This is a genomic window from Ramlibacter sp. (assembly GCF_035548915.1).
Taxonomy (GTDB): Bacteria; Pseudomonadota; Gammaproteobacteria; order Burkholderiales; family Burkholderiaceae_C; genus Ramlibacter.
The window spans coordinates 79506-106474 of record NZ_DASZSE010000029.1 but is presented as its reverse complement, the minus strand read 5'-3'; the positions used below and the strand labels follow the sequence as shown (position 1 = coordinate 106474).

The following is a 26969-nucleotide window of genomic DNA, read 5'->3' as shown; positions in this document are numbered from 1 at the left end:
AACTGGCGAATGCGGCTCAGCCGCCGCGGCGCGCCTCTCTGGCCATGTCGAGCCACGCCCGCGCTGCATGGGACAGGTAGCCGTCACGCCGCCAAGCCAGGGCGATATGCCACTCCGTCCTGGGCTCGTCCAGTATGGCGAACCGCACCAGGGGGTGATGGCGGCGCTCGAGCAACATGCGGGGAAGGAAGGCGATGCCAAGCCCCAGCGCCACCAGTTCGACGAGGAAATCGATCTGCCTGCTGCGCGCGACGATGTTGTAGGCGAAACCCTTGCGCTCGCACGCGTCAAGGACCACCCGATTGATGCCGGCGTCTTCCTCGAAGAGTACGAAGGAGGAATTCGCGAGGTCTTCCAGCGTCACGCTCGGCCGCTCCGCGAGTGGGTGTGCATGGTGCATGAGAGCGACGAGGGGCTCTGTGTAGACGTCCTGCCATTGCAACTCCCCGGGAAGCGGAAGCAACATTGCGGCGAGGTCGAGCTCGCCCGAGAGCAGCAACTCCTTCAGCCGCTTGTGGCCGTGCATCGCGAACTGCACGTCGATGCCGGGATGGCTCGTGCGGTAGCTGGCGAACAAAGGCGCGAACAAGATGCTGCTTCCAACCGAGAAGCCGATCTTGAGCGATCCGCGTTTGAGGCCGCGCAGTTCACCGATCTCCGAGACGAGGTCGTCGCGCTCGATGAGCATCGAACAGGCGCGCCGGTACGCAATTTCTCCGGCAGCTGTGAGCTTTGCTTGCTGGCCGCGCCGGTCCAGCAACAGGACACCGAGTTCGTCCTCGAGGTGCTTGACCGCTTTGCTGACAGTGGACTGGGTCGCGAAGATCACTTCGCCCGCTTTCGAAAATCCACCTTGGCGGACGACCTCGACGAACGCCCTCAGCCCGCGAAGATCCATGTGGATTCCAATTCCGAATTCAGCGCAGTCATTCTATTCATTTGGATGCCGGCAAGACCCTTTGTAGCATGAACTCCACAGCAGGCGACACGTGGATTCACGCACGGACCTGTTGGTCATCTGGAGACCACATGATCGCGAAATGCTTGCGGCTGCACCTCGTCGGTGCACTCTGCATCTGGGGTGTCGCCACTGCGGCGACGATCGACAAGTGCCCGACACAAGGCGGCACGGTTCGCGCGGCGATGACGGGCTCGCCGCCAACACTCGACTTCATCACGAGCTTCGCCGCGAGCGCCAGGGACATCGGCGTCTACGTGTACGAAGGCCTGGTCACGGTCGACGCGAATTACGACGTCGCCCCGCAGTTGGCCGAGCGCTGGACGATCAGTCCCGACCGCAAGACCTACACCTTTTACTTGCGTTCGGGCGTGAAGTTCCATGACGGCAGTCCGCTCACTGCCGATGACGTGGTCGCATCCATGGAGCGCTTCCTCGCCCAGTCGCCGCGCAAGGCCGACCTTTCCAATGTCGCGTCGACTCGCGCGATCGACGCGCGCACCGTCCAGATAACCCTATCCCAGCCGTCCGCGGCGTTCCTGCCGTTGCTGGCCTATCCGGGACCTGCGATGGCGGTCATGCCGAAGAAACTGATTGCGGGCGTCGCTGCGGGAAAGTTGCCGCAGTCTTCGGTGATCGGCACCGGACCCTACCGCCTGGTGGAGTGGATTCCGGATAGGTATGTACATCTGCAACGCTATGCCCAATACGTTCCGCAGCAAGGCGAAGCTTCCGGCTACGCCGGGCGCAAAGTGGCCTGCATCGAACACATCTACTTCGTTCCGGTGCCGGAAGCTTCGAGCCGCGTCGCGGGCGTCGAAAGCGGTGATTACGACTACGGGCAGAACCTGCCCGCGGAATCCTACAAACGCATCAACGCGGTCAAGGGGCTGAAGTCCGCCGTGCTGAAACCGTACTACGAGATCGCCATGCACCTGAACACGCAGTCGGGTCCGCTCAAGAACTGGAAGCTGCGGCGCGCGGTGCAGGTCGGCCTGAACGAGGAGGACGTGATGCTGTCGGCGGCCAGCGACAAGGCGCTGTACAGGCTGGACCCGAGCTTCTTCTTCAGGGAGCAGTTCTGGCACTCCACGGTGGGAGCCAGCCGATACAACGAGAACAACATGGCGAAGGCGCGCGCTTTGGTGAAAGAGGCCGGCTATGACGGCACGCCGATCCGCATCAACACGAGCAGCGACTTCCAGTTCATGTACAGCGCCGCACTGGCCACGGAGTCGCAGTTGCGTCAGATGGGTTTCGTCACGAAGCTGCAGGCTTACGACTACCCCACGATGATCGACATCTTCCGCAAGAAGCGCGGCGACTGGGACATCTCGTACAACGCCTTCTCGATCCGCAATGACCCGGGCGGCTTCACTTTCGTGCTCAAGTCCGACTCCGGCTACCAGCCGTACGCCAACAAGGAAGTCGACGCACTCCTGGACAAGGCGATGCAGGAGCCCGACCGCAAGGCGAGACTGAAGCTGTACGACCGGGTGCAGGATCTCGTGTACGAGGACATCCCGATGATCAAGCAGGGTGATGTGTTCGGATTCGATGCGGTCAACGACAAGGTCCAGGGCTTCGAGCCGTTCTACACCACGCCGCGCTTCTGGAACGTCTGGCTGTCGAAGGCATCCGACCGCTAGCAGCCCACATGTCCAGGTTCCTGGCAACGCGCGCCATCGCGCTGGCCTTCGTCATGTGGCTCGTGACCATCATCGCGTTCACGCTGATCCGGATGGCGCCAGGCGACCCCTCCGCAACCATGCTGGGTTCGGACGCCACGCCCCAGGCCGTCGCGGAATTCCGCGCCGCCTACGGCCTGGACCGGCCCATCGCGGTGCAGTACCTGGCGTGGCTGGGTCACGTGGTCCGCGGCGACCTGGGCACGTCGATCTATCTCGGACGGCCAGTCACGGCTGCGATCCTGGAGCGCCTGCCGGCCAGCTTGACGCTCACCTTCGCCGCCTTCGCGATCGCGCTGTTCTTCGGCGTCGTGCTGGGGCTGGCTGCCGCGTACTGGCGCGACTCCTGGGTGGACCGGTTGGTGTCCGCGCTGGCGGCACTGAGCCTCTCCATCCCCAGCTTCTGGCTGGGCATCTGCCTGATCTATCTCTTGTCCGTGCGCTGGCCCGTCCTGCCCTCGGGCGGCTTCGTCGAACCGTGGGTCGATCCGTGGCGGTCGCTGCGCACGCTGGTCCTGCCGTCGCTGGCGCTCGGATACCTGCAGCTGGGTCTCATCGCCCGGATGACCCGTGCGTCGATGCTGGAGGCCCTGCGCGGTGACTATGTGCGCGTCGCGCGCGCCAAGGGAGTCTCGGAGTTTCGCGTGGTGGTGCACCACGCCTTCGGCAATTCACTCATACCGCTTCTCACGGTGGCGGGTGTCTCATTGGGCGTTCTGTTCGGCGGCGCGGTCGTGATCGAGACGGTCTTCACGATTCCCGGCGTCGGGCGCTTGCTGGTGAACGCCGTGGTGCGCCGTGACTACCCTGTGGTACAGGGCACGCTTCTCATCGTCGCTGCGTGGTACGTGCTCGTGAACCTGGTCGTTGATTTTCTCTACACCGTGAGCGACCCACGGGTGCGGCTGCAAGGATGATGGCCTTCCTGAATCGCCTGGGGCTGCCCGCGAAGCTGGCACTGGCCGTGCTCGCGCTGCTCGCAGCGGTGCTGGTCTTCGGCCCGATGCTCTACGAGGCTTCTCCCACCGCCGTCGCCAGTACCGAACGCCTGCAGCCCCCGTCACTGGCGCATCCCCTGGGCACCGACCAGTTCGGCCGCGAGGTGCTGGCACGGGTCCTCGCCGGTGGCCAGCAGTCCCTGCGAATCGCCGCGATCACGACCCTGCTCACCGTCCTCATCGGCGGCACGATGGGCCTCGCTGCCGGCTATCTGCGCCGCCTCGACGAGGTCCTCATGCGCATCTGCGATGCGTTCATGGCGTTGCCTGCCGTCATCCTGGCCATCGCGCTCATGGCGGTCAGCGAGCCGAGCGAGGCGAACGTGATCCTCGCGCTGGTCGTCGTCTACACGCCGCGCATGGCCAGGCTGGTGCGCAGCAGGGCGCTGCTGATTCGCGAGATGCCGTACGTCGAGGCGGCCCTGGCGCTGGGTGCCCGTTCGACGCGGATCGTCCTGCGTCACGTGCTGCCGAACGCGCTGCCGGAGATCATCGTGCTGGGCAGCTTCATCTTCGGTTACGCGATCCTCGACGAGGCTGCGCTCAGCTTCCTCGGCGTAGGAGCGCCCCCTCCGGCACCGAGCTGGGGAAACATGCTGTCGGAGGCGCGCTACCTGGTGCGCGAGGCCTTCTGGATCAGTTTCTTCCCTGGACTTTTCATCGGCATCACCGTACTCGCGGTGAACCTTCTGGGCGACGGCATCAGGGATGCCGGCCAACACTAACCAAGGTCCCCTCATGAACGACAGAGACAGAAGCGAACATTTCCTGACCACGCTGGTCGCAGTGCCGAGTGTTTCGGGTGACGAGGAGGCCGTCGTCAAGGTCTTCGAAGGCCTGCTGCGCGAGGTCGGGTTGAAGACCGCCCTGCGGCCCTGCACCGGGGTGCACGGCGCAGTCAACGTCGAAGGCACGCTCGGAGCCGCGAAGCCCAAGCTCTGCATTGCCGGCCACATCGACACCGTGCCCTTCGACGGAATGACGGTGAGCCCCCTCGGCGAGCGGCGCGGCAACCGCTACTACGGCCGCGGCACGACCGACATGAAGGGCGGCATCGCTGCGGCTCTGGCCGCGGTCGATCGGCTGCAGAGGCGGGGCGTCAAGCTCGGCGGGGAGCTCGTCATCGTTGGCACCGCCTCGGAGGAGACGCTCAAGTGCGGCGGCTACCAGATGGCCAAGGACCACTCCGATGCCGATGGCGTCGTGTGCGCCGAGCCCACGGGCTGCCGTGTGGCCGTCGCGGCGACCGGCAGCCTCCCGCTGCGGCTGGACGCCTACGGTACGAACGGCCACAGCAGCGTGCCGGGCCGGGGCGGCAACGCGATTCTGGCCGCACAGGCCGCGACCAAGGCGGTGGTCGACGCGTTGTCCGAAAGCGTCGATGTCAAATACGTCGGCAAGCGGGACCGCGCGGTGAACGTAGGGGTGATCCGGGGCGGCATCGCGCAGCCGGTGGTCCCGCAGCTGTGCAGCGTCTGGCTGGACGTGCGCTACTTCGTCGGCGAGACCGCGCCGCAGCTCATGGAACGGATCCAGGCGCTGTGCCGCGAGGCGGTCGTGTCGATGCCGGGTGTCCGTGTGGAGGCCACGCAGGAACGGCTCGACTACGAGGGCAAACCGTACCCGCGCGGCAGCTGGGGCGACTTCATCCACGTCGAGCGGGGCATGAGGGCTTTTTCCACCGACCCGCAGACCTCGGTGGTGCAGGCCTTCCGCCAGGCGGTCAAGCACGCTGGGGGCGACGAGCGTATCGAGATGATGCGCGGCTGGGGCGATGTCGAGTTCCTCGCGACGGACCACCACGTGCCCACCATCTACTTCGGGCCGGGCACCGTGGAGGTGGCGCACTCGGCCGACGAATACATCGACCTGGACCTCTACCACATGGGCGTGGAGGTGTACGAGCGCGCCATCGTTGCCTTTCTCGGGGACTCGAATTGACGACCATTGCGGAAGAACGCCTGCGACACCTGTGCCATGCACTCGATGCGGTGGCAAACATCGACGTCTATGGCAAGAACGTGATCCCGCGGCTGTACCAGGCGGCGCTCGAGGAGCAGGGCGGGCCACTCACGTTGCTTGCCGCGCGCAAGCTCACCGAGACTGTGCGGCCATCGGACGCCGTGATGATCGCGACCGGCTTTCCGGAGCGCGCCTGGATCGCGCGCCCAGTCGCCGAGACCGACGGCCCGCCGGCGGCCGCCACGCTGGCGCGCTCGCTGCACCTCGCGACAGGTGCGCTCCCCGTCATCGTCATCGACGAGCCGTTCGTGCCCATGATGGAGGCGACCTGCAGGGGCGCCGGCATGGTCGTGCTCGACCTGGAGTACTTCGAGAACGTGCGGCGCGAGGGGGGCTTCCAGGCCGTCTTCGTGGTCGGCATTCCCTTCGACCGGCCCGAGGCGCACAAGCTGCATGAAGAACTGCTCGCGCGGCTGCGGCCCTCGGCCGTCATCGCGATCGAGCGGCCGGGGCAGAACGGGCGAGGCGTGCACCACCAGGTCGGCGGACAGAAGATTCCGGACGAGGCGGTCGCCGACATGGATTACCTGTTCAGGCAAGCCGCCCGCGACGGGGTGTTGACCATCGGCGTCGGCGACGGCGGCAATGAGATCGGGATGGGCATCCTCGAGCGCCATTTGGGCGAGATCGTGCCGGTGACGACCCAATGCAAGTGTCCGTGCGGGGGCGGCAGCGCGGCGGCGACCGGCACGGATGTCCTCGTGACCGGAACGTGCTCCAACTGGGCGGTCACCGCGCTCGAAGGCGCGTTGGCTCTGGTTTCGGGCAACCGTCACGCCCTGCACACGCGGGAGGCCGACCGGCGCACGCTCGATGCGTGTTCGGCCGCCGGCGCCATCGACGGCGGGGTCAACTACAACACCGAGCTTGCGGTGGACGACATCCCGTGGCCCGGCTATGCGGCTGTGGTCGACCTTTGCCGTGACATCGTCGACCGTGGCCTCGGGCGGCCCTGACGAAAGGCGCATCGTGAGCATCTACCAGAGACTCGGCGTGCCTCCCGTGATCAACGCCGCCGGAACCCTGACCCGCCTCGGCGGCACTGTCATGCTTCCTGAAGTGAGGGACGCGATGTCGGAGGCGGCCTGCGAACTGGTCCCCGTCGACGAATTGCAGGCGATGGCCAGCCGCGCGATCGCATCGGCGTGCGGCAGCGAAGCCGGACTCGTCACGTCGGGCGCTTCGGCCGGCCTCACCCTGGCGGCCGCCGCCTGCATGGCGGGCCTCGATATCGTGAAGATGGACAGGCTGCCCGGCGGCGCCGGTCCGCGGAGCGAAATCGTGATCTGCCGCTCGCACCGCAATTCCTACGACCACGCATTCCGCGTGGCCGGCGCGACGCTGGTCGAGGTCGGGTTCAGCGATCGGTCCCCGGGTGTCGGAGTCAGGGAAACCGAGGCCTGGGAAATCGACGCGGCCATCACCGAAAACACCGCCGCGATCGCCTACACCGCCAGCGCGTCTGCCTATCCGCCCCTGTCCGTGGTTTCGGCCGTTGCGCGCAAGCGCCGTGTGCCGGTCATCGTCGACGCCGCAGGGCAGTTGCCGCCGCCGTCCAACCTCAGGCGCTTCATCGCCGAGGGAGCCGACCTGGTCGCGATCAGCGGCGGCAAGGCCTTGCGCGGCCCGCAGGGCACCGGCATCCTGGCCGGCCGCAGCGACCTCATCGCATCGGCGGCGCTTCAGCAACTGGACATGGACGTCACGTTCGAAACCTGGCTGCCGCCACCGGATCTCATCCCGAGGGACAAGCTGACCGGCGCGCCGCGCCACGGGATGGGCCGCGGATTCAAGGTGAGCAAGGAACAGATCGTTGGTCTGGTCGTCGCGCTTGGCCTGTTCACGGACGAGCGCGCCAAGGCCGACTATGCGCGATGGCTCGAGGTGCTGCACGTCATCGAGTTGGGTCTGCGCAACTGCGCGCGAGTGCAGGCGACACTCGTGCCGCCGCGCCAGGCCTTGGGGTTTCCACTGCTCGAAGTTCAACTGGACCCGAAAGAGACCGCGCTCACGGCCTATGAGCTGGTGGCACGCATGAAGAAGGGCCGGCCCGCGATCCACCTGGGCGAGCGGAGGCTGATGGACGGCGGCATCCTCGTGCATCCCGCCAGCCTCGACCAGGCCACCGCCCGGATCGTGTTGCAACGCCTGTTGGCGGAGTTGCAGGCGCCATGAACCAGCCGAAGCCCCTCCTCGTCGTGCGCAACCTGAAGACCACTTTCTTTGGCGGCAATGGTGCCGTGCGCGCGGTCGACGGAGTTGACCTGCACGTGGACAGGAGCGAGACCCTGGGCCTCATCGGAGAGTCGGGATCGGGCAAATCGGTGACGGCGTTGAGCATCATGCGGCTGCTGCCCCAGCCGCTGGCGAGGATGGTCGAAGGCGAGGTGCTGTACGCGGGAGTGAACCTGGCGGCGCTGTCGCCGCGGCAGATGCGCAGGCTTCGCGGCAAGGAGATCTCCATGATCTTCCAGGAGCCGATGACTTCGCTGAACCCGGTCCACACCTGCGGCCAGCAGGTCGCGGAGTCGCTGGTGATTCACGAGGGCATGGGGCGGCGCGAGGCCATGGACAAGGCCGTGGAGATGCTGCGTCGGGTCCGCATCGCGGATCCGGGTCGGCGCGCGCGCGAGTATCCACACCAGCTCTCCGGCGGGATGTGCCAGCGCGTGATGATCGCGATGGCGCTCGCTTGCCGCCCCAAGCTGCTCATCGCCGACGAGCCGACCACCGCGCTCGACGTGACGGTGCAGGCGCAGATCCTGGAGCTGCTGAAGGAACTGCAGGCCGAGCTGGGCATGGCGATCATCCTCATCACACACGACATGGGCGTGGTCGCCGAAACGGCACGGCGCGTTGCCGTCATGTACGGCGCTCGGGTGGTCGAACAGGCCTGCGTGGAAGACCTGTTCGCGCAGCCGCTGCACCCCTACACGCAGGCACTGCTGCTATCGATCCCGCGCCTGGGCGCGAGCGCCCGGGGCGGGCGTGTGCCGCTGCGCGCCATTGCCGGCTCGGTGCCCACGCTCGAGGGCGACATCGCCCCCGGCTGCCGCTTCGCCGGGCGCTGCAGCCGCGCGATGACCGTATGCCACCAGCAGGATCCGGTGTTGCGCGAGTTGCGCCCGGGCCACTGGGTAGCCTGCTGGGCCCAGGAGTAGGTGGCGATGGAGCCCACACCTTTTCTCGAGGTCCGCAACCTCACCAAGCACTTCCCGGTCAAAGGCGGCGTGCTGGCTTCCAAGGGAGCCCGCGTTCATGCTGTCGACGGCGTCTCGTTCAGCATGGCCAGGGGCGAGACGCTGGGGCTGGTGGGCGAATCCGGGTCGGGCAAGTCCACGACCGGCCGCGCCATCCTGAGATTGATCGAGCCGACCTCCGGTACCGTCCTCCTCGAAGGTGAGGACGTGACGCGAATGCGCGGCGAGCCGCTGCGGCGCCTGCGACGCGACATGCAGATGATCTTCCAGGATCCGTTCGCCTCGCTCGACCCGACGATGACGGTGGCGTCGATTGTGGGCGAGGGCATCGAAATCCATGGCCTCGTCAGGAATCGCAAGGAACGCGACGCCCGCGTTGTGCAATTGCTGGAGACGGTGGGCCTGGGCGCGCAGCACCTGAACCGGCGGGCCCATGAATTTTCGGGCGGCCAGCGCCAGCGCATCGGCATCGCGCGCGCGCTGGCGGTGAACCCCAAACTCATCGTCGCGGACGAACCCGTATCGGCACTGGACGTTTCGATCCAGGCGCAGGTGGTGAACCTGCTCGACGACCTGCAGCGCCAGTTCGGCCTGACGTACCTGTTCATCGCGCACGACCTGTCGGTCGTCGAGCACGTCTCCACGCGTGTGGCTGTCATGTACCTGGGCAGGATCGTGGAGATCGCGCAGGCCGCCGAGCTGTACGGCAACCCGCGGCATCCCTACACGGAGGCTCTGCTTTCCGCGGTGCCGGTGCCCGATCCCGCGTCGAAGCGCAACCGCATCCTGCTGGAAGGCGACGTGCCGAGCCCCGTCACACCGCCCTCGGGCTGCCGCTTCCACACGCGTTGCCACATGCGCGTGCCGGACTGCTCGAAGAACGAACAGACCCTCAAGGAAATCCGGCCCGGCCATTGGGTGGCGTGCCAGGTGAGAGCTCCATGACCGGAAAGATCGCATCACGCCTTGCCTCCCTCGGACTCGCGTTGCCGCAGACGCCGAAACCTGCCGGCGCCTACGTCGGCTGGGCCGTCGTCGGAGACCTCGTGTTCCTCGCCGGCCAGGTCCCGATCGAGGGCGGAGTGCGCAAGTTCATCGGCAAGCTCGGACGCGAGTTCGGTGTCGACGACGGAAAGCGCGCGGCGCAACTGGCGGCGCTGAACATGTTGGCGCAGCTGCGTGCCGCGTGTGGCAGCGACCTCGACCGGGTCGTGCGATGCGTCAGGCTTGTGGGCTATGTCAACGCGACCGAATCGTTCACCGATCACCCCCAGGTCGTCGACGGCGCCTCGGACCTGCTGCACCGCATCTTCGACGAGGCGGGCGCGCACGTCCGCTCGTCGGTGGGCGTGGGCTCGCTGCCCTCGGGCGTCGCTGTCGAGATCGAGGGCGTGTTCCAGATCTCCGCGCCCGGTACTTTCCCCTAACCACATTCAGGAGCCCCGCCATGCCTGTCCAGCACAAGCTCGACGGAATCTATTCGCCCGTGCTGACGCCGTTCAAGGCGGACCTCAGCCCGGACCTCGATGCATTCATCTTCCACTGTGGCTGGCTGCTCGACAGCGGGGTCGGCCTCGCCGTGTTCGGTACCAACTCGGAGGCCAATTCCCTGTCGGTGGCCGAACGCCGGATGCTGCTCGACGCGCTACTGGAAGCCGGGTTGCCAGCGGTTCGCATGATGCCTGGCACGGGCTGCTGTTCGCTGTCCGATACCGTGGAACTCACGCGACACGCCACGCTCGCCGGCGTCGGCGGCGTGCTGATGTTGCCGCCGTTCTACTACAAGGGCGTCTCGGAAGATGGCCTGTTCCGCCACTACGCGGAAGTGATCGAGCGGGTGGCGGACGACCGCCTGCGCATCTATCTGTACCACATTCCCCCGGTCGCGCAGGTGCCGATCACCTTCGGGCTGATCGAGCGCCTGCTCAAGGCCTATCCCAGTGCCATCGCCGGCATCAAGGACAGCTCCGGCGACTGGGGCAACACCGAAGGCATGCTGCGCGAATTCCAGCCCGTCGGATTCGATGTGTTCGCCGGCAGCGAGTTGTTCCTGTTGCGCACGTTGCGTGGTGGCGGGGCGGGATGCATCACGGCGACCGGCAACGTGAATCCTGCGCCGATGGTCGCGCTTTTCAAGTCGTGGAGGGACGCAGACGCGGACAGGCAGCAGGCGGCGCTCGACGTGACGCGCGCGGCGTTCCAGAAATTTCCTCTCATTGCCGCGATGAAGGCCGCCGTGGCGGAGTATGGCGGCATGCCTTCACTCGGGACTGTGCGGCCACCGCTGGTCGGGCTGGAGCCCCACGACAAGCAGGCGCTGCTCGCCAGTCTGACGACCCTGCGCTTGCGCATGCCGGGATTCGAGAGGTTGCACGATGCCCTCGCAGGTTCGCACGTAGGCCACACGTAGGCTCACCACCGGGCAATCGCATGGCCCGGTTCATGTCGGGCGCGTCGAAGGACCAGCCCACCAAGACGCTTCGCCAGCGGCGGCGCGAAGCGCTCCCAGGCTAGTCGCGAAACGCGGGCGCGCGCTTTTCGATGTTCGCGCGCACGGCTTCGAGCTGGTTGGCGCTTCCTATGAGGCGTTCCTGCTCGAGCGACTCCTGCAGCAGCAAGGTGGCGTCGTCGCAGACGCGCGCCTGCCCGAGCAGCCGCTTCGCCGCGCGGATCGCATCCGGGCTCCTCTGGGCGATGTCCTTCGCGAGGGCGGTGGCCTCGGCGAGCGGGTCGGCCGCCACACGCGTGGCGAGTCCGATCCGCACGGCTTCCTCGCCGCTCACCTGCCGGCCCGTGTAGACGAGCTCCGCGAAGACGTCCGCGCGCAGCAGCCGGCGGCCGAAGATCATGCCCGCCATGTCGGGCACCAGGCCCCAGCGAACCTCCATCGCGGACATGCGCGCGTCCGGGGCGACGATGCGGATGTCCGCGCCGAGCGCGATCTGCAGGCCGCCACCGAAGCAGTGGCCGTGCACCGCCGCGATCACGGGCACCGGCGCGTCGGCCCACACCGTCGCCATGCGCTGCGCGCGATTGGCGATGCCGTGCGTGCGCGCCTGCAATGGCGCGTTGCCCGTCACCGCGCCGATTCCCGCGGCGCGATCGCCCGCCATCGCGGCGAAGAGACTCGCGTCGAGGCCCGCGCAGAAGGAATTCCCCGCGCCCGAAAGCACGATGCAACGCACGTCGTTGCGCGCGTGCAGCCGCTCGCCCGCATCCACGAGCTGCGCGAACATGGCGCCATCGAGCGCGTTCAGCTTCGCGGGGCGATGGAGCCGCACGTGCGCGATGCCGTCGGCGAATTCCGTGAGAACGCAAGGCTCGGTCATCGGTGTCAGCTCGCGAGTTCGTGGATCGTGCGGCTCGCGCGGCGCAGCCGGTTCGCGAGTTCCCGCCCGATGCCGGCCAGAAGCTTCATCGCGACCGCCGGATGGTCCCGCGCAAGTTCTTCGAACGCATCGTGCGACAGCACGAGGCACACGAGCTCGCCGTCCGCTTCGATCGTCGCCGAGCGCGCCTGCTGGTCGAGCAGAGCGAGCTCGCCGAACACGGTGCCGGGCGAAAACGTCGCAAGCCGCGTCTCGCGGCCCGCGCCGGGCAGCAGCAGGTACACGCTCGCCGAGCCTTTCGTGATGAGGTAGAGGTCCCGGCTCGTGTCGCCTTCGCGGAACACGGCGTCGCCCGCGCCGTAGGTACGCCGCTCGAGCGCACGCTCGAGCGCCGACCACTCGGCCGGCTCGAAGCGCCAGGCCGCGGCGAATTCGTGCGGCGACACTTCCTCGGCGGGCGGCTCGTCGGCGAGCGCGCGCAAGAGCTCGTCTTCCGCCCGTTCGATCGCGCGGTCGGCATCGGGCAGCAGGTTCGCGGACTTCAGCGCCGCGGTGACGCCCATGTCCTGCAGGAACTGCGCGCGTGCCGAGCCGGGCGCGAGAGAGCTCACGAGGAGCGTCACGCCCGCTTTCTTCAGCTGCTCGTGGATCTGCAGGAACATCTTCGCGCCGGTGCTGTCGATCTCGTGCACGCGCTTCAGGTCGAGGATCACGTGCGACGTGGGCTCGCGCAGCGCTTTGTCCACGGAGGCCGCGAGATTTTCCGCCGTGCCGAAGAAGACCGGCCCTTCGAGCTCGAACACGACGATGCGCGAGCTGCTGCCGCGAAGCAAATCCGCCTCGGCGTTGCTGCGCGAGCGCCGCGAATGCACGACATCGCAGCGGTAAGAGCGGCGGATCACCGACTTGCTCATGCGAAAGAGGAAAAAGAGGATCGTGACGACGATGCCCACTCCCACGGCCACCACCACATTGATCATCACGGCCGCGACGGCGACGGCGAAGATCACGAGCAGATCGAGCGCCACGCTCTGCGGCCGCGAGAACTCGCCCTTCACGAGGTTGATGCAGCTCGCGAGCGTCCAGCGGTCCACGAGCTGGATGGACACCGCCGTGAGCATGCCGCCGATCACCACGCGCGGCAGGTAGCCCACGAGCGGGGAGATGACGAGGATCGCCGCAAGGATCACGACCGAATGCACGACGAGCGAGAAAGGCGTGCGCGCGCCGCTGCGGTGGTTGGCGAAGCTCGAGCCGAGGTTCACGCCGTTGGCGATGCCGCCGAAGCCGGCCGCCGCCATGTTGCCGACGCCCAGGCGCACGAGTTCGCGATTGGCGTCGACACGGTGGCCCGAATCCGCCTCCACGAGACGCCCGCACAGCACGCCGTCGAGCGAAGCGATGAGCGCGAGGCTCAGCGCTCCGGTGAGCAGTTCCGGTGCGAACGACCAGAAGTCCACGTTGCGCGTGAGCGCCACGAATTCGCCGAAGTAATGCGGATCCGGCCAGGAGAACGGAATCGCGCCCACCACGGGCCCGAGCTGGCTATGCAGTCCGAGAAAGAGCAGCACGTAGTACGAGGCGATGCCGCCCGCCATGCCGAGGATCGTGGGCGGCACGGCCTTGGTGAGGCGCGCGCCTTTCAGCACGAGGCCGCACGTGATGACGCCGACCAGCAGATTCAGCCATTTCACTTCGGCGAGATGAAGCGGGATGGACCACGCAGCCACGTGCTGCTCGAAGCCGTTGAGCACGTCGAGCTGCGACAGGAAGATCAGGAAGGCGGCGGCATTCGCGAAGCCGGCGATCACGGGCGCCGGCACGTACTTCACGAGCGTGCCGAACCGCAGGAGCCCGATCAGCGCCTGCAGCCCGCCGGCGAGGAAGATGAGCAGGAACACGATGGCGATGAGCATCTCGGGCGTGGCCGCGCGCGGCATCGGAAGGTGCGAATTCACCACGCTCGTGGCGACGATCGAGCCGATAAGGAAGGTGACGATGCTGCGCGGCGAGTAGATCATCGTCGTGTTCGCGCCGAGCAGGACGGCGACGATGCAGCCGACGACGGGTGCATAGAGCCCGGCAAGCACGCCTTGGGCCAGGTGGCCCGGGCCGAGCGCCGAAAGCGCGAGGATGCCGTAGCCCATGCTCACGGGGATCGTGAGCATGGCCGCGGCGAAACCGCCGATCAGGTCGCCGCGCAGTGTGGCGCGCCACGGATGGGTCTGCGCCGAAGCATCGGCCTGCGGCGCCGCGCGCGGCGCCGGCTGGTCGGGCAAGCCGTAACCGAAGCGCTGTGACATGTTCGCCATGCGGCTCTCCAGTCGATCCCCCTAAGGATCGGGGGGATTTGCGGTGATTTGCGGGGATGGCTCAGTGTGCGCGACGTGTCCGCAAATGGCAATCCACCTGGCGTCGTTCGACGTGCGGCCCCTTGCGATGAGCGGGCGACTGACGCCACAATCCCGCCGGTGGCGCAGGATGCTGAACACGACGATGCTCGGCTCGCCCCGGAAACGCTCGGGGATGTGCTGTATGCCGACAAGTCGGGATCGTCTCCGATTCCGGAGCAGGACTGGGGCCGGCTCGTCGCCGCCGTGGCGGCGGGCGACCAGTTCGCGTTGCATGCGCTTTACGATCGCACGCACCGCATCGTCTTCACGCTGATCATGCGCATCACCGGCAGCCGCGAAACCGCCGAGGAGCTGACGCTGGATGTGTTCTTCGACGTGTGGCGCCGCGCGGCCGCCTACGATCCCGCCAACGGCACCGTGATCGGCTGGATCATGAACCAGGCGCGTTCGCGCGCGATCGACCGGCTGCGATTCGAAAGGCGCAGGAAGCGCGTCGATCCGCTGGGCGGCGACCCGCACGGGCAGCCGCAGGCAAGCGACGCGCAGGATGCGATGGAACTGCGGCAGCAAGCGGCGCTGGTGCGCCTTGCGCTCTTCACCCTGAAGCAGGAAGAGCGCGAAGCGATCGAGACCGCGTATTTCCACGAGCTGAGCCATGCCGAAGTGGCGCTGCGGCTGAACGAGCCGCTCGGCACCGTCAAGACCCGCATCCGCTCCGCGCTTCGGAAGCTGCGGCTCGCGTTCGCCGAACGAGGGGATACGCCGTGAGCAAATCGCGCGAGACCGGGTTGTGCGACTGGGCCGATCGGACCGCCGGCTATGCGATGCAGACGCTGCACGCGGCCGAGGTCGGCGCGGTCGAACGCCACATCGAGTCGTGCCCGCGGTGTAGCGGCGACCTGCAGTCGCTGCGCCCCGTCATCGCCGCATTCGCCGCGTGGCCAAGAGATGTGCTTCGCCCGGATTCGTCGCTGCGGCGGCGACTGGCCGAGCGCATTGCGGCGCAGACGGGCGAAGCGCCCGTGCTGCCCGCGCACAGGCCGTGGGTCGAGCCCCGCTGGAGCCGGGTCGCGCCGGGCATCGAATGCCATGTGCTGTCCCAGGACGAAGTCACGCACATGGTGAGCATGCTGGTGCGCCTTGCGCCCGGCGCCGACTATCCGCCTCACACGCATCGCGGCGTGGAGGAGCTGCACCTGCTCGCGGGCGAACTCTGGATCGACGGGCGCAAGCTCATGCCCGGCGACTACAACCGGGCCGAACCGGGCACGGGCGACAAGCGGGTCTGGAGCGAGTCGGGATGCACGTGCATGCTTGTCACCAGCGCGCGCGACGTGCTCGGATGATCACCACGTGCTCAGCTGCGCGGTGCGCACGTGGCGCCTCGCGCGCTCGTGCGGCGCATAGGCGAGACCGGCGGGCAGCCGCACATATTCGAGCGCCGGGCGGCCGAGCGTGGCGGCGCATGCCTCGTCGATGGCTGCGAGGATGCGCGACAGAAAGCGGGCGGCAGCTTGCATGGCGGTCTTTCGTGGGCGGTGCTGTTGCGGGTGTTCGCAATCTAGTCGCCGGGTGCGCGAATACAAGCGCTTGTGACGTATCACCGAGAAGCACTTCACGTGGAGCCATGGATTATTTTCGGGGTCGAAAACACCCCGTGATGCGTTGAGGCTGCGCGTTGCGCGCCGGCACGCGCGGTGTGAAATACGACCATCCGCCCTCTTCTCTCCATGCATTGCGTGCGGCCCCTACACCTCTTCGAGCGCCTGGGCCAGGTCGTCCACCAGGTCGTCGGGATGCTCCAGGCCGATCGAGGCGCGCAGCAATCCTTGCGGCGTGGCGCTCTGCGGGCCCTCGATCGAGGCACGGTGCTCGATCAGGCTTTCCACGCCGCCCAGGCTCGTCGCGCGTGTGAAGAGGCTCACGCGGGCGGCGACGGCCATCGCGGCATCGCGGCCACCCGCGAGTTCGAAGGAGAGCATCCCTCCGAACCCGCGCATCTGCCGCGCCGCGAGCGCGTGATGGGGGTTGTCCGTGAGCCCGGGGTAGTGGACGGCCGACACCTTGGGATGCGCGGCGAGAAATTCGGCGATGCGGCGCGCGTTCGCGCAGTGCGCCTGCATGCGATAGGCGAGCGTGCCCAGGCTGCGCATCACGAGCCAGCAATCGAAGGGCGATGCCACGCCGCCGCCGAAGAGCTGCGCGGTGCGCACGGCCTCGAAGTGTTCGTCGGCTGTTCGCGTGACGAGCGCGCCTCCCAGCACGTCGCTGCGCCCGCCGAGGTACTTGGTGGTGGCGTGCATCACCATGTCGCAGCCGAGCGCGAGCGGATTCTGCAGCGCGGGCGAGGCGAAGGTGTTGTCGGCGATGACGCGGATGCCTTTGCCGGCGCACATTTCCACCACGGCGGCGATGTCGGTGCACTGCAAGAGCGGGTTGGAAGGTGTTTCGACCCACACGATGCGCGTGGCCGGCCGGATCTCCCGGCGCGTCGCGTCGAGGTCGCACATGTCGACGAAGGTGAACGCCACGCCCCATTTCGCGAAGAGGTGGCGCAGCACATTGGCCGTGCCGTGGTAGATGTCGCGGGGCGCCACCACGTGATCGCCCGGCGAGAGCGTCTGAAAGACCGCGGTGACCGCCGCGAGGCCGGAAGCGAATGCCGCTCCCGCGGCGCCGCCTTCGAGCGCCGCCAGAGCTTCCTCGAGGGAGTTGCGGTTCGGGTTGTGATTGCGCGAGTAGATGAAGCCGTGCGGGTAGCCGCCGTCGGCGTCGCGCTCGAACGTCGTGGAAAGGTGGATGGGTGGAACGACCGCGCCGGTCGCGGGGTCGACCGCGTGACCGGCGTGGACCGCCAGGGTTTCGAAACGGAGCTTGCGGTTCGTCGTCATCGCGGAGGGCCTCTTGGCGGATCACCCTGGAGCGGGATGACGACTATTGTGGTTCATCGGGACGCGTGCGCCGTCCTCGTCGCCTCGAGCTTTCAGCAGGCCGAGGCGGTGCGGCTTTCCCATGGCGCAAAAAAAACGCCCCGTGCGCCTTGAAGGCTGCCGGGGCGTCCTCGTCCGTGCGGCGCGCGAAGGCGTTTCGCACGGCGCGGAGCAAGTCGATTCGCTCTAGGCCATGACAGGCGTCAGGTGACGCAGCGACTCGGCGCTCGTGCCGGCGCGAATCCACTGAAGCCCTTCGGATCGGGCGTATTCCGCGGCAACGCAGCGGTCGCGGAAAAGCCGCGTGAGACGCAGCACCCGATCGGTCGTCATGCTGCCCGCGCCGGAGCGGATCGACACGGAACAGGCGAACCAGCCGTTTTCGAGCGCCTTGGTGAGCGGTGAGATCAGGTACTTGCCCAGGCGGGTATTCGTATGCATTCGTTCTTTCTTTTTTATTGCGATGGAGGGGCCTCGGCCTCGCTGTCGTGCAGTGCATCGACGGCAAGCGCCCAGCGGCCCCAGGCGCCATCGGTGTTCTCGCGCGAGTTCATCCAGCGGTGGAACTCGGGATGCAGCGTCGCTTCGTGCGCCCGGCCGTTCTCGCCGAGCGCGCGCCTCACGGAGTCGAAGTGCTCGTAGGCGGTCTGCTCTTCGCGTTCCGCCTGGAGCGCATCGGCTTCCGCCGATGCCACGTTCTGGCTGACGAGACTGTAGTCGTCGTCCGGCTTGTCGCGCAGGGCCACGTGCGGGCTTCGGCCGGGACGCTCAGGCGAGCGGGCGGATGTTGGAAGCCTGCGGGCCCTTGGCGCCTTGCGTCACCTGGAACTGCACGCGCGCGTTCTCGGCAAGCGTCTTGTAGCCATCGCCGCCCGTGATTTCGCGGAAGTGCGCAAAGAGGTCCTTGCCACCGCCGTCAGGCGTGATGAAGCCGTAGCCCTTGCTTTCGTTGAACCACTTGACGGTTCCGGTCTGGTCTTGTTGTTGCATGTGGATGCTCCGTATGCGAAAAAATTGCCGCGCGGCAACGCGCCGTGCGGTTGCACAACGGCAGACAGCATCAGAGTGGAAGATTCGACAACGACTCGCCGCGCGAAGCGGCGGGGTAGAAGAAGAAGTAACCGAAGGATGAACGTCTGTTGAACGTGCGCACGCATCATAACAGGCATTTGCAACCCGCGCACGGAAAAAGGGCGGCGAGCTTCTCGCGTCGTGCTCGCTTGCCAGGTGTGCCGCGCCGTCATTCGCCTCTGTGGTGCCACGCGGCTTCCGGCAACGCGGCGAGCTTGTCGCGCAGCAGCCCCAGCGCGCCCACCGATGCGGCCCATTCGACCTGCTCGCGCAGTGCCATGCGCTTGCCGAGCGTGCCGGTCGTGATCCATTCGCGGCCCTCGAGCGGCCGCTTGAGCTTCGCCGGGCGGTCCGGCAGGCTTTCGAAGATGCGCCACCAGTGCACGGAGGTCGGGCAGATGCGGCCGTTGCGGTGTGTGATGAGGAGCACGTCGTCCACGCTCGGGCCCTCGAATTCGCGCATGTCCGACCGCGAATCCAGCGAGCTCAGCTGCGAGTCCAGCTCCGAATCCCACTGCGAGCTCCAGTGCGAGTCGCCATCGGAATGCATCGGCAGCAGGGCCATGCCGGGATGGGGGGTGGAAACGGATGCGCTCAACATGGACTTGCCCTCCTCGCGGCGAACGGTTCGCGCCGCACTCAGGTATCGAATCCTAGGAGCCGGCGGCCGGAAGTCGACCGCGATGAAGATTGTTCACATTGCCGGGCGGGCCGCCCCGAGGGCGCTCACTTCGTCGAGGCGGTAGCCCACGCCGTACACGCTGCTCACGCGGAACGCGTTTTGCGGCAGGATGCCGAGCTTCGAGCGAACGCGGGACACGTGGGCCTCCAGCGTGCGAGGCGGTGCGTCTTCCGCTGCGTCCACCACGCACTCCATGAGCCGCGTCCTCGACAGGAGACCACCGGAATGGGTGAAGAGCGAAAGCGCGAGGTCGAACTCGGGCGGCTTCAGTTCCACCGGCTTGCCGTGGACTTCGGCCCGGCGCCGCGCCACGTCGAACATGAACGGCCCGAAGGTCATGCGATCGCATTGCGGCAGCGGGTGGGCCCGCCGCAGCAGCGCCTGGATGCGCACGCTCAGTTCCGGCGCACGTACCGGTTTCGTGACGTAGTCGTCCGCGCCCGCGCGCAGGCCCGCGACGATGTCGGATTCGAGGGCGCGGCAAGCGACGAAGACGATCGGAAAAGCCGGGCCGAGGCGCCTGCGGACCTCTTCCACGACCGACGGGGCCTGGAGGTCCGGCAGGTTCCAGTCCAGCACCAGAAGATCGAAGGCGTCGTGGCCGAGCGCCTCCAGAAAGGCCTCGCCCGAGCGGAACGCGACGTGCGAGACGCCGATGAAGCGCACGATGTGCCGCAGGAAGTCGAGCTGGTCCGCATCCTCCTGGACCAGTGCAATTCGGCGACCTTCGGCTGGATTCATGGGCACCCTCGCGAGCGCACTGTAGCGAAGGTGGCGAATGGTGCGAAAGGGGGTGAACGTCAACAATTGCAAACGGCGCGCGGGGGGCTTTCCCTCACGAACCACGGTCGGAAGTCATGGAAAGTCCTTCGGGTCGGGAATTCTTTCATGACGACGATCGAGGGGCCTCGGAATGACAGGTTGCCGCAGCCCGGCGAGCGCCGGGGGCGAGCGGCGGACGGGTGGGCAGTGGGCGGGCGGCCAATGCCGCCTGCTCTTCAGCTCGACGACGGCGGAGGCGTCTGCGGCTCGGGCGGCGCGTCCTGCGCAGGCGGAGCGGACTTGCGCTTTTGCTTTTCCGCCTTCTTGTGCTGCTTGGCGAGTTCGCGTTGCCGCTTTTCGTAGGAGTAGTTGGGCTTGGGCATCTGTGGGAACCTCTTTCTCTTGAAATGGAAAGGCTGCGAACGTGGCAGCCGGCATCTCCAGCATAGCCGTATACGGCGCGCGCCGGAGCCTGGGCGATCCGCGGCGCCCGCAAATCCAGTGGCGAGTGTCGCTCAGGCGCTCCAATCCGCGGCCGCCGAACTGGACCAGCGCCACACCGGCCAGGGCGATCGCGGCCCCTGCGATCTTCGGCATCCCGAATGTCTCGCCGACGGTGCTCCAGGCGATCAAGCCCGCCACGGGCGGCAGCAGGTACAAAAGCGGCGCCAGCCGCGAGCGTCGCGGCCAGCTGGATCCACTGCATCTGCGAAAGGGCGTGCCACTGCACGGCGGCTGCCTCGCCGACGTTCAGCAAGACCATCGGAGCGCTGGCGAGCAGCGTCGAGTAAGCCATGAAGGCGAAGACGCCGAGCTTCTCGATGGTGTGGCGGGCCGCCACGGTGTGGCTTGAAAAGCGTGCCCGAGCATCGCAAGCCCAGCGAGCACCAGCCAGTCGCGCGTGTTCAGTCTTGACCACGACAATCCGAAGCGGCCGATGAGCACGGCCGCAAGCACGGCCGGGGTCGCGACGTAACGCGCCACGAGGTACGCGGACGGCCCGATCCTGGCCATCACATCCTTTTGCAGACTGTAGTTGCCCCCCCACGCGAGCACGACCAGCGCCGCCAACGACCAAACGAGTGCCGGCGAAGCTTTGAGCCGAATGGGTTGATCCACGTCAAGATTCCTGCAGATCGCGCCGCAGTCCATTTAATAGACCGACGCGTCGGTCTATATTATAGGCTTCTGAATGCGATCACCCCTCGGAAAGCCATGATGCAAGCTTTGCTCGAACGCCCCGCCCCGGATCACACCTGGAGCGAACGGGTCCGGCAGGACCGCGTCCACGGATCGGTTTACGTGGATCCATCCATCTTCGAGCGCGAGCTGCGCAACATCTGGCAGCGAACGTGGGTCTACGTCGGCCATGTGAGCGAGATACCGAACCCGCACGACTTCGTCATGAAGTCGATCGGCCCGGACCCGGTGATCATGACCCGCGACCGGGAAGGCGCCGTCCACCTGCTGCACAACCGCTGCCCGCACCGGGGCAACCAGGTCTGCGAAAGGCATCGAGGCAACTCACGCACCTTCACGTGCAACTACCACGGCTGGACATTCGCGAGCGACGGACTCCTGAGGGGATATCCCTTCCCATCCGGGTACGCGGACGACAAGCGCAAGGCGCTCGGGCTCGCCCGAATTGCGCGCATCGGCATCTACAAGGGGTTCGTGTTCGGCTCGATGGCCGCCGATGGACCCAGCCTCGAAGAACACCTCGGCGGCGCGCGAGAAGCCATCGATGCCCTCTGCCGCACCTCGCCCGAAGGCGAGGTCGAGCTCACCGCCGGCTTCCTGCAGCACAAGGTGCTCGCCAACTGGAAGTTCGTGGTGGAAAACGAGACCGACGGCTATCACCCCGCGTTCACCCACGCCTCGATCTTCGAGGTGGCCGACAGCAAGATCGGTACGTTGTATTCGGACGCGTCGAGCGCCGTCACCCGCTACTTCGGGAACGGGCACAGCGAGGTGGACCTGCGCCCCGAATTTCGAAAGCGCGGCGAGCCCCTCGGCTGGTTCGGCACGACAGCCGACAGGCTGCCGGACTACGTGAGCAGGATGAACGCCGCGTACGGTGAAGAGAAGGCGCGCGAAATCATGATCGACGGCACCCCGCACATCATGATCTTCCCCAACCTGTTCATCGCGGAAATCCAGCTGTTCGTCATCCAGCCGCTTTCGGTCGGCGAGACAGTGCAGCACGTCACCGCGCTGCAGTTCAAGGGAGCGCCGGACCTGAACCGCCGCATGCGGCAGCAAACCATGGGATCGGTCGGCCCCGCGGGGTTTCTGCTCGCCGACGACGCGGAGATGTATGAGCGCTCTCACCGCGGCGTTCAGGAGAAGAGTCCCGAGTGGGTCTACCTGGGCCGGGGCGAACATCGCGAGCGCACGGACGACCAGGGTTTGCGGATCGCCCATGTGACGGACGAAGTTCCGTCGCGCGGCATGTGGCAACACTGGCGCTCGCTGATGGAGGCCGCGTGATGGGTGCACCGGACCGACTCTTATCCTCGAGCATGGACGATCTCCTGCGGCACCACGAGATCTGCCAGTTCCTCTACCGCGAAGCGCGCCTGCAGGATGAGCACCGCTTCGAGGAATGGGAACGCCTGTGGACGGACGACGCGATCTACTGGGTGCCGGCGAATGGCGACGGCGGCGACCCCGAACGCGAGATGTCGATCATCTACGACAACCGGTCGCGCATCGGCCTCAGGATTCGCCAATACCTGACCGGCAAGCGCTACAGCCAGCTTCCTCGCTCGCGATTGCGGCGAGTGGTCGGCAACATCGAAGTGTTGGCGGAAGAACCCGCGGGCACGCGCGTCGCCGCGAACATGATCCTGTACGAATCCCACCGCCGCGGACAGATCATGTGGGCCGCACGGGTCGACTACGTGTTGCGAAGGGTCGAAGGCGAATATCGGCTCGCGTCCAAGAAGGTGGCGTTGGTGAACAACGACACCGCGCTGACGACCATGGCATTCCTGATCTAGGCACGGCCCTTGAAAGCGGGCTTGCGGCGCTCGTGAAAAGCCCTCAGGCCCTGCGCGAACGCTTCGCCGTCGATCAGCTTCTCCTGGCGTTCGCGCTCGAGTGAAAGCTGCTGCTCGAGGCCGTTGGTCTCGGCAGCGGCGAATATCGAGCGCACCTCTCGTATGGAATCGGCGGCAAGCTCGGCAAGCGTGGTGGCCAGACGCGAGCCTTCATCCTGCAGCGCTGCGTCGTCGACGCACGCCCAGATCAAGCCCCACTGCGCCGCGGTGTCGGCGGCCAGTTTCTCGCCCGTCAACGCGAGACCCACTGCGCGGGCCCGCCCGATGAGCCGGGGCAGCATCCAGCTCGCCCCCATGTCCGGAACGAGCCCCAGCGCCGGAACGAAAGGCAAGTAGAAGTAGGCGGAGCGTGCCGCAATGACGATGTCGGCCGCGAGCGCAAGGCCGACGCCGCCTCCGGCCGCGGGCCCATTGACCGCGCACACGACCGGCACCGGCAGGTTGCGCAGCCGGCAGATCAGTGCGTTGCCGTCTTCTTCCATCATGCGGCCGACGTGTTGCCCGAGGCTGTCGCCGTCCGGCAGGGACTGCGATCTTTCGGCGAAATCCTTGAGGTCGGCACCGACACAGAACCCGCGACCGCTGGCCGTGAGCAGCAACGCGCGGATCGCGGTATCGGTTTCGATCCGCGACATCGCATTCGCAAGCTCCTGCATGAGCCCGCTCGAAAGCGGATTCATGCGCCCAGCGTCGTTCAATGTCACGACGGCCACCGCGCCGCGAACTTCGAAGGTGACCAGCTTGCTCATGAGACTGCCGACCCCGCACCCTCGTAGGCGACGCTTTCGCGCAGCAGCTCATCGATGAGATCGGGGCTCGCGCCGGCACGGGCGAGCAACTCGCGGGTGTGTTCGCCGGCTCGCGGAGCCTTCGCGGGCAGCTCGACGGGAGTCCTGTCGAACCTTGGCGCGGGTGCCGGCTGTACGACGCCATCGGAAGCCGCGACGAAGGTGCCCCGCGCGGCATTGTGCGGATGCGACCGGACTTCCGTCATCGACAGCACGGGCGCGAAACAGGCATCGCTGCCCTCGAGCAACTCGCACCACTGTTCGCGCGTGCGCGATGCGAAGACGGACTCGAGCTTCGTGCGAAGCGCGGCCCACTCGGACTGCTCCCACTGGCGGCGAAAATGCGGGTCGTCGATGCCGCAAAGCTGAAGCAGCTTCTCGTAGAACTGCGGCTCGATGGCGCCGATCGAGACGAATCTGCCGTCGGCGCAGCGGTAAGTGCCGTAGAAGTGGGCGGCGCCGTCCAGCAGGTTCGATTCGCGCTCGTCACGCCAGAAGCCTTTGGCCATCATCCCGTAGATGGGCGCCATCAGCAGCGCCGCGCCATCGGTCATGGCCGCGTCCACCACCTGGCCCCGCCCGGAGCTTTGCCTTTCGGCAAGCGCTGCCAGGACGCCGATCACGAGCAGCATGCCGCCACCGCCATAGTCGCCCGCCAGGTTCAGCGGTGGCAAGGGCCTCGCGCGAGTTCCGATGGCATGCAGGGCCCCGGACAGCGCGATGTAGTTGATGTCGTGGCCCGCGCATTCGGCGAGAGGCCCCGTCTGGCCCCAGCCGGTCATGCGACCGTACACGACGAGCGGATTCACGGCCATGCACTCGGCCGGGCCCAGGCCGAGTTTTTCCGCGACGCCGGGGCGGTAGCCTTCGATCAACACGTCGGCTTTGCGCACCAGGCCCAGCACGGCCTGCACCGCGCGCGGGTCCTTCATGTTCAGCGAGAGCGACCGGCGCCCCCGGTCGACGACACCGTCGTTGCGCATCAGGTCGTCGACACGCGAGCGGCCGGGCGCCGGCGGGCGGTCGATGCGGATCACGTTCGCGCCGAGGTCCGCGAGGATCATGCAGGCGAACGGCCCCGGCCCGATGCCCGCGAGCTCGATGACGGTGATGTGGGAAAGCGGTCCGGCCATGTCTGTCTTCAATCCATTCCGAAAGGGGCGGCGGCCCGTTCTTCGCCGGCCTTCCAAAGAGTGTCCGGCAATTCGTCGAGGCTCATGGCGCAGGCTACATGCGCTTGGCGACTTCTTCCAGCATGACTTCGGTGGCGCCGCCGCCGATCGTGAGGATGCGCGCGTCGCGGGCCATGCGCTCCACCGGCGTGCCGATGATATAGCCCGTGCCGCCGTGCAACTGAAGGCAGGTGTGCACCACTTCCTGCAGTGTCTCGGCGCCGAAGGCCTTGAGCATCGACACCTCGCGCACCGCGTCCTTGCCTTCCTCGATCATTTGTCCGCACTGGTAGGTGAGCGCCCGAACGGCGGCGGCCTTCGCGGCCACGCCGGCCAACTTGTTGCGCACCACGGCCTGGTCCCACAGCGACTTGCCGAAGGCCTGGCGCTGGCGCACGTAGTCCACCGTCAACTCGATCGCCTTCGCGCTCGTCCCCGACGCGAGCGCGCCCACCACGAGCCTTTCGTTCTGGAACGTGCTCATGATGTAGTAGAAGCCCTTGCCTTCCTCGCCGAGGAGTGCTTCGTCGGGGACGAGCATGTCGTCGAAAAAGAGTTCCGCGGTGTCCGAAGAGCGCCAGCCATGCTTGTCGAAGCGCTTGGAGACCTGCAAGCCGGGCGCGCCCTTTTCGACGATGAATAGCGAGATGCCGCGGCTGCCCTTCGACTGCGGATCGGTGCGCGCGGCGACGATGTAGATGTCACCGAACACCCCGTTGGTGATGAACGTCTTCGAGCCGTCGATGACCCATCCCTTGTCCGTCCGCCTCGCTCGCGTCTTCAACCCGGCGACGTCGGAGCCCGCGCCGGGCTCGGTGACACACACCGCGCCCACCTTTTCACCGGCGCATGCGGCCGGGAGGTACTTCTGCTTTTGCTCGTGCGTGCCCCGGTGGGCGATGTGCATGATCGACATGTCGCTGTGCACCGTCAGTGCCGAAGCGACCCCGCCATAGGACGAACGGGCCAGTTCCTCCGCCCAGATCAGCGAGGCGAGCGGCCCCATGCCGCCGCCGCCATAGGCTTCGGGGTAACGCATGCCCAGAAACCCCATCGCGCCGAGTTCGCGGAACACGCTGCGCGGAATCTCTCCGGAGGCCTCCCATTGGTCGCCGTTCGGCACGATCACCTCGTCCACGTAGCGGCGGACCTGGTCGCGAAGCATCCGCAGCTCGTCGCTCACGAGGCTGCCGGGTTCCTGGAATTCGAAGGTTGTCATTTGCAAGAGGGCTTGATCGAGCGCAGGGACGGGGCGGCGCCGTCATTGATAGTCCGCCGCGTCGGTTTATTTTAGACCGCCTCGCCGCTGGGCGCAAGCGCATTGCTACACTCACGCCACCGAGGAGGATGGGCCATGCCCCGGGTACGCAAGAACGACGACTACGAAGCGAAGAGCCAGGCGATCATGGACTGCGCGGCGGTCCTCTTCGCCAAGGAAGGGTTCCCGTCCGCGAAGATGCAGGACGTGGCGAAGGCGTGCGGCGCGACGAAGTCGATGCTCTACCACTACTTCCCCACGAAGGACGACCTGCTGTTCGCGATGCTGAAGGAACACCTCGAGCGCGTGATCTCCGGGCTGGAAGAAGCCGTGACCACGCCCGGCACCGCCCGGGACCGCCTGCACGCCCTCGTGCTCACCTTCACGCAGAAGTCGATCCAGTCGCGCCGGCGTCACATGGTTGCCATGCAGGACGTGAAGTACCTGCCGCGGGCCAAACAAGTGCCGCTCAACGAGCTGCAGCGGCGCGTCGTCGACCTCGTCGCGCAGGTGCTTCGCGAGCTGAACCCCCATCTCCCCGAGGAAGCCTACAAGCCCTACACCATGATGCTCATCGGTGTGCTGAACTGGACCGACGTCTGGTACCGGCCCGGCGGCCCGATCAAGCAGGCGGAGCTGAGCGAGCGGATCGCCCGGCTCTTCCTGCGGGGCTTCCTCGCGGAAAAGAGCTGAGC

30 protein-coding genes are annotated in these 26969 nt (G+C 66.9%); 16 read left to right on the top strand and 14 right to left on the bottom strand.

All coding sequences use genetic code 11. The features are described from left to right. Positions 1-16: 16 nt before the first annotated feature. On the bottom strand, positions 17-898 hold the full coding sequence (locus VHA82_RS10635) for a LysR family transcriptional regulator (protein WP_325543326.1): 882 nt from the start codon (positions 896-898) through the stop codon (positions 17-19). 41 nt (positions 899-939) lie between these two features. Here VHA82_RS10635 and VHA82_RS10630 point away from each other — a divergent pair, with 41 nt between their 5' ends. The 10 genes from VHA82_RS10630 to VHA82_RS10585 are packed head-to-tail and all read left to right on the top strand — an operon-like array spanning position 940 to position 11276. Further along, a complete protein-coding gene (locus VHA82_RS10630; protein ID WP_325543324.1) occupies positions 940-2607 on the top strand; it encodes an ABC transporter substrate-binding protein in 1668 nt (555 codons plus the stop codon). 8 nt (positions 2608-2615) lie between these two features. After that, entirely contained in the window at positions 2616-3563 is a 948-nt protein-coding gene (locus VHA82_RS10625) for an ABC transporter permease (protein ID WP_325543322.1), read from the top strand. Then, entirely contained in the window at positions 3563-4369 is an 807-nt protein-coding gene (locus VHA82_RS10620) for an ABC transporter permease (protein WP_325543320.1), read from the top strand. The genes VHA82_RS10625 and VHA82_RS10620 overlap by 1 nt, the downstream gene beginning before the upstream one ends. Positions 4370-4382: 13 nt before the next feature. Continuing rightward, positions 4383-5585, top strand: a complete 1203-nt coding sequence (locus VHA82_RS10615) for a M20 family metallopeptidase (RefSeq protein ID WP_325543318.1) — start codon at positions 4383-4385, stop codon at positions 5583-5585. Positions 5586-5635: 50 nt separating this feature from the next. Then, entirely contained in the window at positions 5636-6622 is a 987-nt protein-coding gene (locus tag VHA82_RS10610) for a glutamate cyclase domain-containing protein (protein ID WP_325543316.1), read from the top strand. Between the two features lie 13 nt (positions 6623-6635). Then, complete coding sequence (locus VHA82_RS10605) at positions 6636-7841, top strand: aminotransferase class V-fold PLP-dependent enzyme (RefSeq protein WP_325543314.1); 1206 nt, start codon at positions 6636-6638, stop codon at positions 7839-7841. Further along, positions 7838-8827, top strand: coding sequence for an ABC transporter ATP-binding protein (locus VHA82_RS10600; protein ID WP_325543312.1), 990 nt, complete (start codon positions 7838-7840; stop codon positions 8825-8827). The genes VHA82_RS10605 and VHA82_RS10600 overlap by 4 nt, the downstream gene beginning before the upstream one ends. A gap of 6 nt (positions 8828-8833) precedes the next feature. Next, entirely contained in the window at positions 8834-9811 is a 978-nt protein-coding gene (locus VHA82_RS10595; protein WP_325543310.1) for an ABC transporter ATP-binding protein, read from the top strand. Then, a complete protein-coding gene (locus VHA82_RS10590; RefSeq protein ID WP_325543308.1) occupies positions 9808-10293 on the top strand; it encodes a RidA family protein in 486 nt (161 codons plus the stop codon). Before VHA82_RS10595 ends, VHA82_RS10590 begins: the two co-directional genes overlap by 4 nt. Before the next feature lie 20 nt (positions 10294-10313). Then, positions 10314-11276, top strand: a complete 963-nt coding sequence (locus VHA82_RS10585; protein WP_325543306.1) for a dihydrodipicolinate synthase family protein — start codon at positions 10314-10316, stop codon at positions 11274-11276. A 100-nt stretch (positions 11277-11376) separates the two neighbouring features. Here the strand turns inward: VHA82_RS10585 and VHA82_RS10580 are convergent, their stop codons facing one another. Further along, entirely contained in the window at positions 11377-12195 is an 819-nt protein-coding gene (locus tag VHA82_RS10580; RefSeq protein WP_325543304.1) for a crotonase/enoyl-CoA hydratase family protein, read from the bottom strand. A gap of 5 nt (positions 12196-12200) precedes the next feature. Continuing rightward, entirely contained in the window at positions 12201-14507 is a 2307-nt protein-coding gene (locus VHA82_RS10575) for a SulP family inorganic anion transporter (protein ID WP_325543302.1), read from the bottom strand. 159 nt (positions 14508-14666) lie between these two features. Here VHA82_RS10575 and VHA82_RS10570 point away from each other — a divergent pair, with 159 nt between their 5' ends. Together VHA82_RS10570 and VHA82_RS10565 are read left to right on the top strand one after the other, a co-directional pair. Beyond that, positions 14667-15317 (top strand): sigma-70 family RNA polymerase sigma factor, encoded by a 651-nt coding sequence (locus VHA82_RS10570; RefSeq protein WP_325543300.1) that lies wholly within the window; start codon positions 14667-14669, stop codon positions 15315-15317. Continuing rightward, the gene (locus VHA82_RS10565; protein WP_325543298.1) at positions 15314-15895 is read left to right on the top strand and encodes a cupin domain-containing protein; all 582 of its coding nucleotides are present in this window, start codon (positions 15314-15316) and stop codon (positions 15893-15895) included. Before VHA82_RS10570 ends, VHA82_RS10565 begins: the two co-directional genes overlap by 4 nt. Here VHA82_RS10565 and VHA82_RS10560 read toward each other — a convergent pair whose 3' ends face one another. From VHA82_RS10560 to VHA82_RS10525, 8 genes are all read right to left on the bottom strand, one after another. After that, the gene (locus tag VHA82_RS10560; RefSeq protein ID WP_325543296.1) at positions 15896-16069 is read right to left on the bottom strand and encodes a hypothetical protein; all 174 of its coding nucleotides are present in this window, start codon (positions 16067-16069) and stop codon (positions 15896-15898) included. A gap of 228 nt (positions 16070-16297) precedes the next feature. After that, a complete protein-coding gene (locus VHA82_RS10555) occupies positions 16298-17440 on the bottom strand; it encodes a trans-sulfuration enzyme family protein (RefSeq protein WP_325543294.1) in 1143 nt (380 codons plus the stop codon). 225 nt (positions 17441-17665) lie between these two features. Then, complete coding sequence (locus VHA82_RS10550; RefSeq protein WP_325543292.1) at positions 17666-17920, bottom strand: hypothetical protein; 255 nt, start codon at positions 17918-17920, stop codon at positions 17666-17668. A gap of 14 nt (positions 17921-17934) precedes the next feature. Next, entirely contained in the window at positions 17935-18225 is a 291-nt protein-coding gene (locus VHA82_RS10545; protein WP_325543290.1) for a hypothetical protein, read from the bottom strand. 22 nt (positions 18226-18247) lie between these two features. After that, entirely contained in the window at positions 18248-18469 is a 222-nt protein-coding gene (locus VHA82_RS10540) for a cold-shock protein (protein ID WP_325543288.1), read from the bottom strand. A gap of 250 nt (positions 18470-18719) precedes the next feature. Beyond that, positions 18720-19151: a hypothetical protein gene (locus VHA82_RS10535; RefSeq protein WP_325543286.1), complete on the bottom strand. Its 432-nt coding sequence runs from the start codon at positions 19149-19151 to the stop codon at positions 18720-18722. Between the two features lie 93 nt (positions 19152-19244). Next, positions 19245-19973: a response regulator transcription factor gene (locus tag VHA82_RS10530; RefSeq protein WP_325543284.1), complete on the bottom strand. Its 729-nt coding sequence runs from the start codon at positions 19971-19973 to the stop codon at positions 19245-19247. A 257-nt stretch (positions 19974-20230) separates the two neighbouring features. Beyond that, complete coding sequence (locus tag VHA82_RS10525) at positions 20231-20377, bottom strand: hypothetical protein (protein WP_325543282.1); 147 nt, start codon at positions 20375-20377, stop codon at positions 20231-20233. Between the two features lie 41 nt (positions 20378-20418). On the opposite strand from VHA82_RS10525, the gene VHA82_RS10520 reads away from it, so the two are divergent. The 3 genes from VHA82_RS10520 (at position 20419) to VHA82_RS10510 (ending at position 22996) form a co-directional block, all read left to right on the top strand. After that, positions 20419-20847 (top strand): hypothetical protein, encoded by a 429-nt coding sequence (locus VHA82_RS10520; RefSeq protein WP_325543280.1) that lies wholly within the window; start codon positions 20419-20421, stop codon positions 20845-20847. A gap of 257 nt (positions 20848-21104) precedes the next feature. Next, complete coding sequence (locus VHA82_RS10515; RefSeq protein WP_325543278.1) at positions 21105-22484, top strand: aromatic ring-hydroxylating dioxygenase subunit alpha; 1380 nt, start codon at positions 21105-21107, stop codon at positions 22482-22484. Between the two features lie 32 nt (positions 22485-22516). Further along, on the top strand, positions 22517-22996 hold the full coding sequence (locus VHA82_RS10510) for an aromatic-ring-hydroxylating dioxygenase subunit beta (protein WP_325543274.1): 480 nt from the start codon (positions 22517-22519) through the stop codon (positions 22994-22996). On the opposite strand, the gene VHA82_RS10505 is transcribed toward VHA82_RS10510, so the two are convergent. From VHA82_RS10505 to VHA82_RS10495, 3 genes are all read right to left on the bottom strand, one after another. Next, on the bottom strand, positions 22993-23805 hold the full coding sequence (locus VHA82_RS10505) for an enoyl-CoA hydratase-related protein (protein ID WP_325543272.1): 813 nt from the start codon (positions 23803-23805) through the stop codon (positions 22993-22995). The two genes, VHA82_RS10510 and VHA82_RS10505, sit on opposite strands and share 4 nt — an antisense overlap. Continuing rightward, positions 23802-24977, bottom strand: coding sequence for a CaiB/BaiF CoA-transferase family protein (locus tag VHA82_RS10500; RefSeq protein WP_325543270.1), 1176 nt, complete (start codon positions 24975-24977; stop codon positions 23802-23804). The genes VHA82_RS10505 and VHA82_RS10500 overlap by 4 nt, the downstream gene beginning before the upstream one ends. A gap of 94 nt (positions 24978-25071) precedes the next feature. Next, positions 25072-26235, bottom strand: a complete 1164-nt coding sequence (locus VHA82_RS10495; RefSeq protein WP_325543268.1) for an acyl-CoA dehydrogenase family protein — start codon at positions 26233-26235, stop codon at positions 25072-25074. Positions 26236-26370: 135 nt separating this feature from the next. Between VHA82_RS10495 and VHA82_RS10490 the strand changes: the two genes are divergently transcribed. Next, on the top strand, positions 26371-26967 hold the full coding sequence (locus VHA82_RS10490) for a TetR/AcrR family transcriptional regulator (RefSeq protein WP_325543266.1): 597 nt from the start codon (positions 26371-26373) through the stop codon (positions 26965-26967). Positions 26968-26969 lie beyond the last annotated feature (2 nt).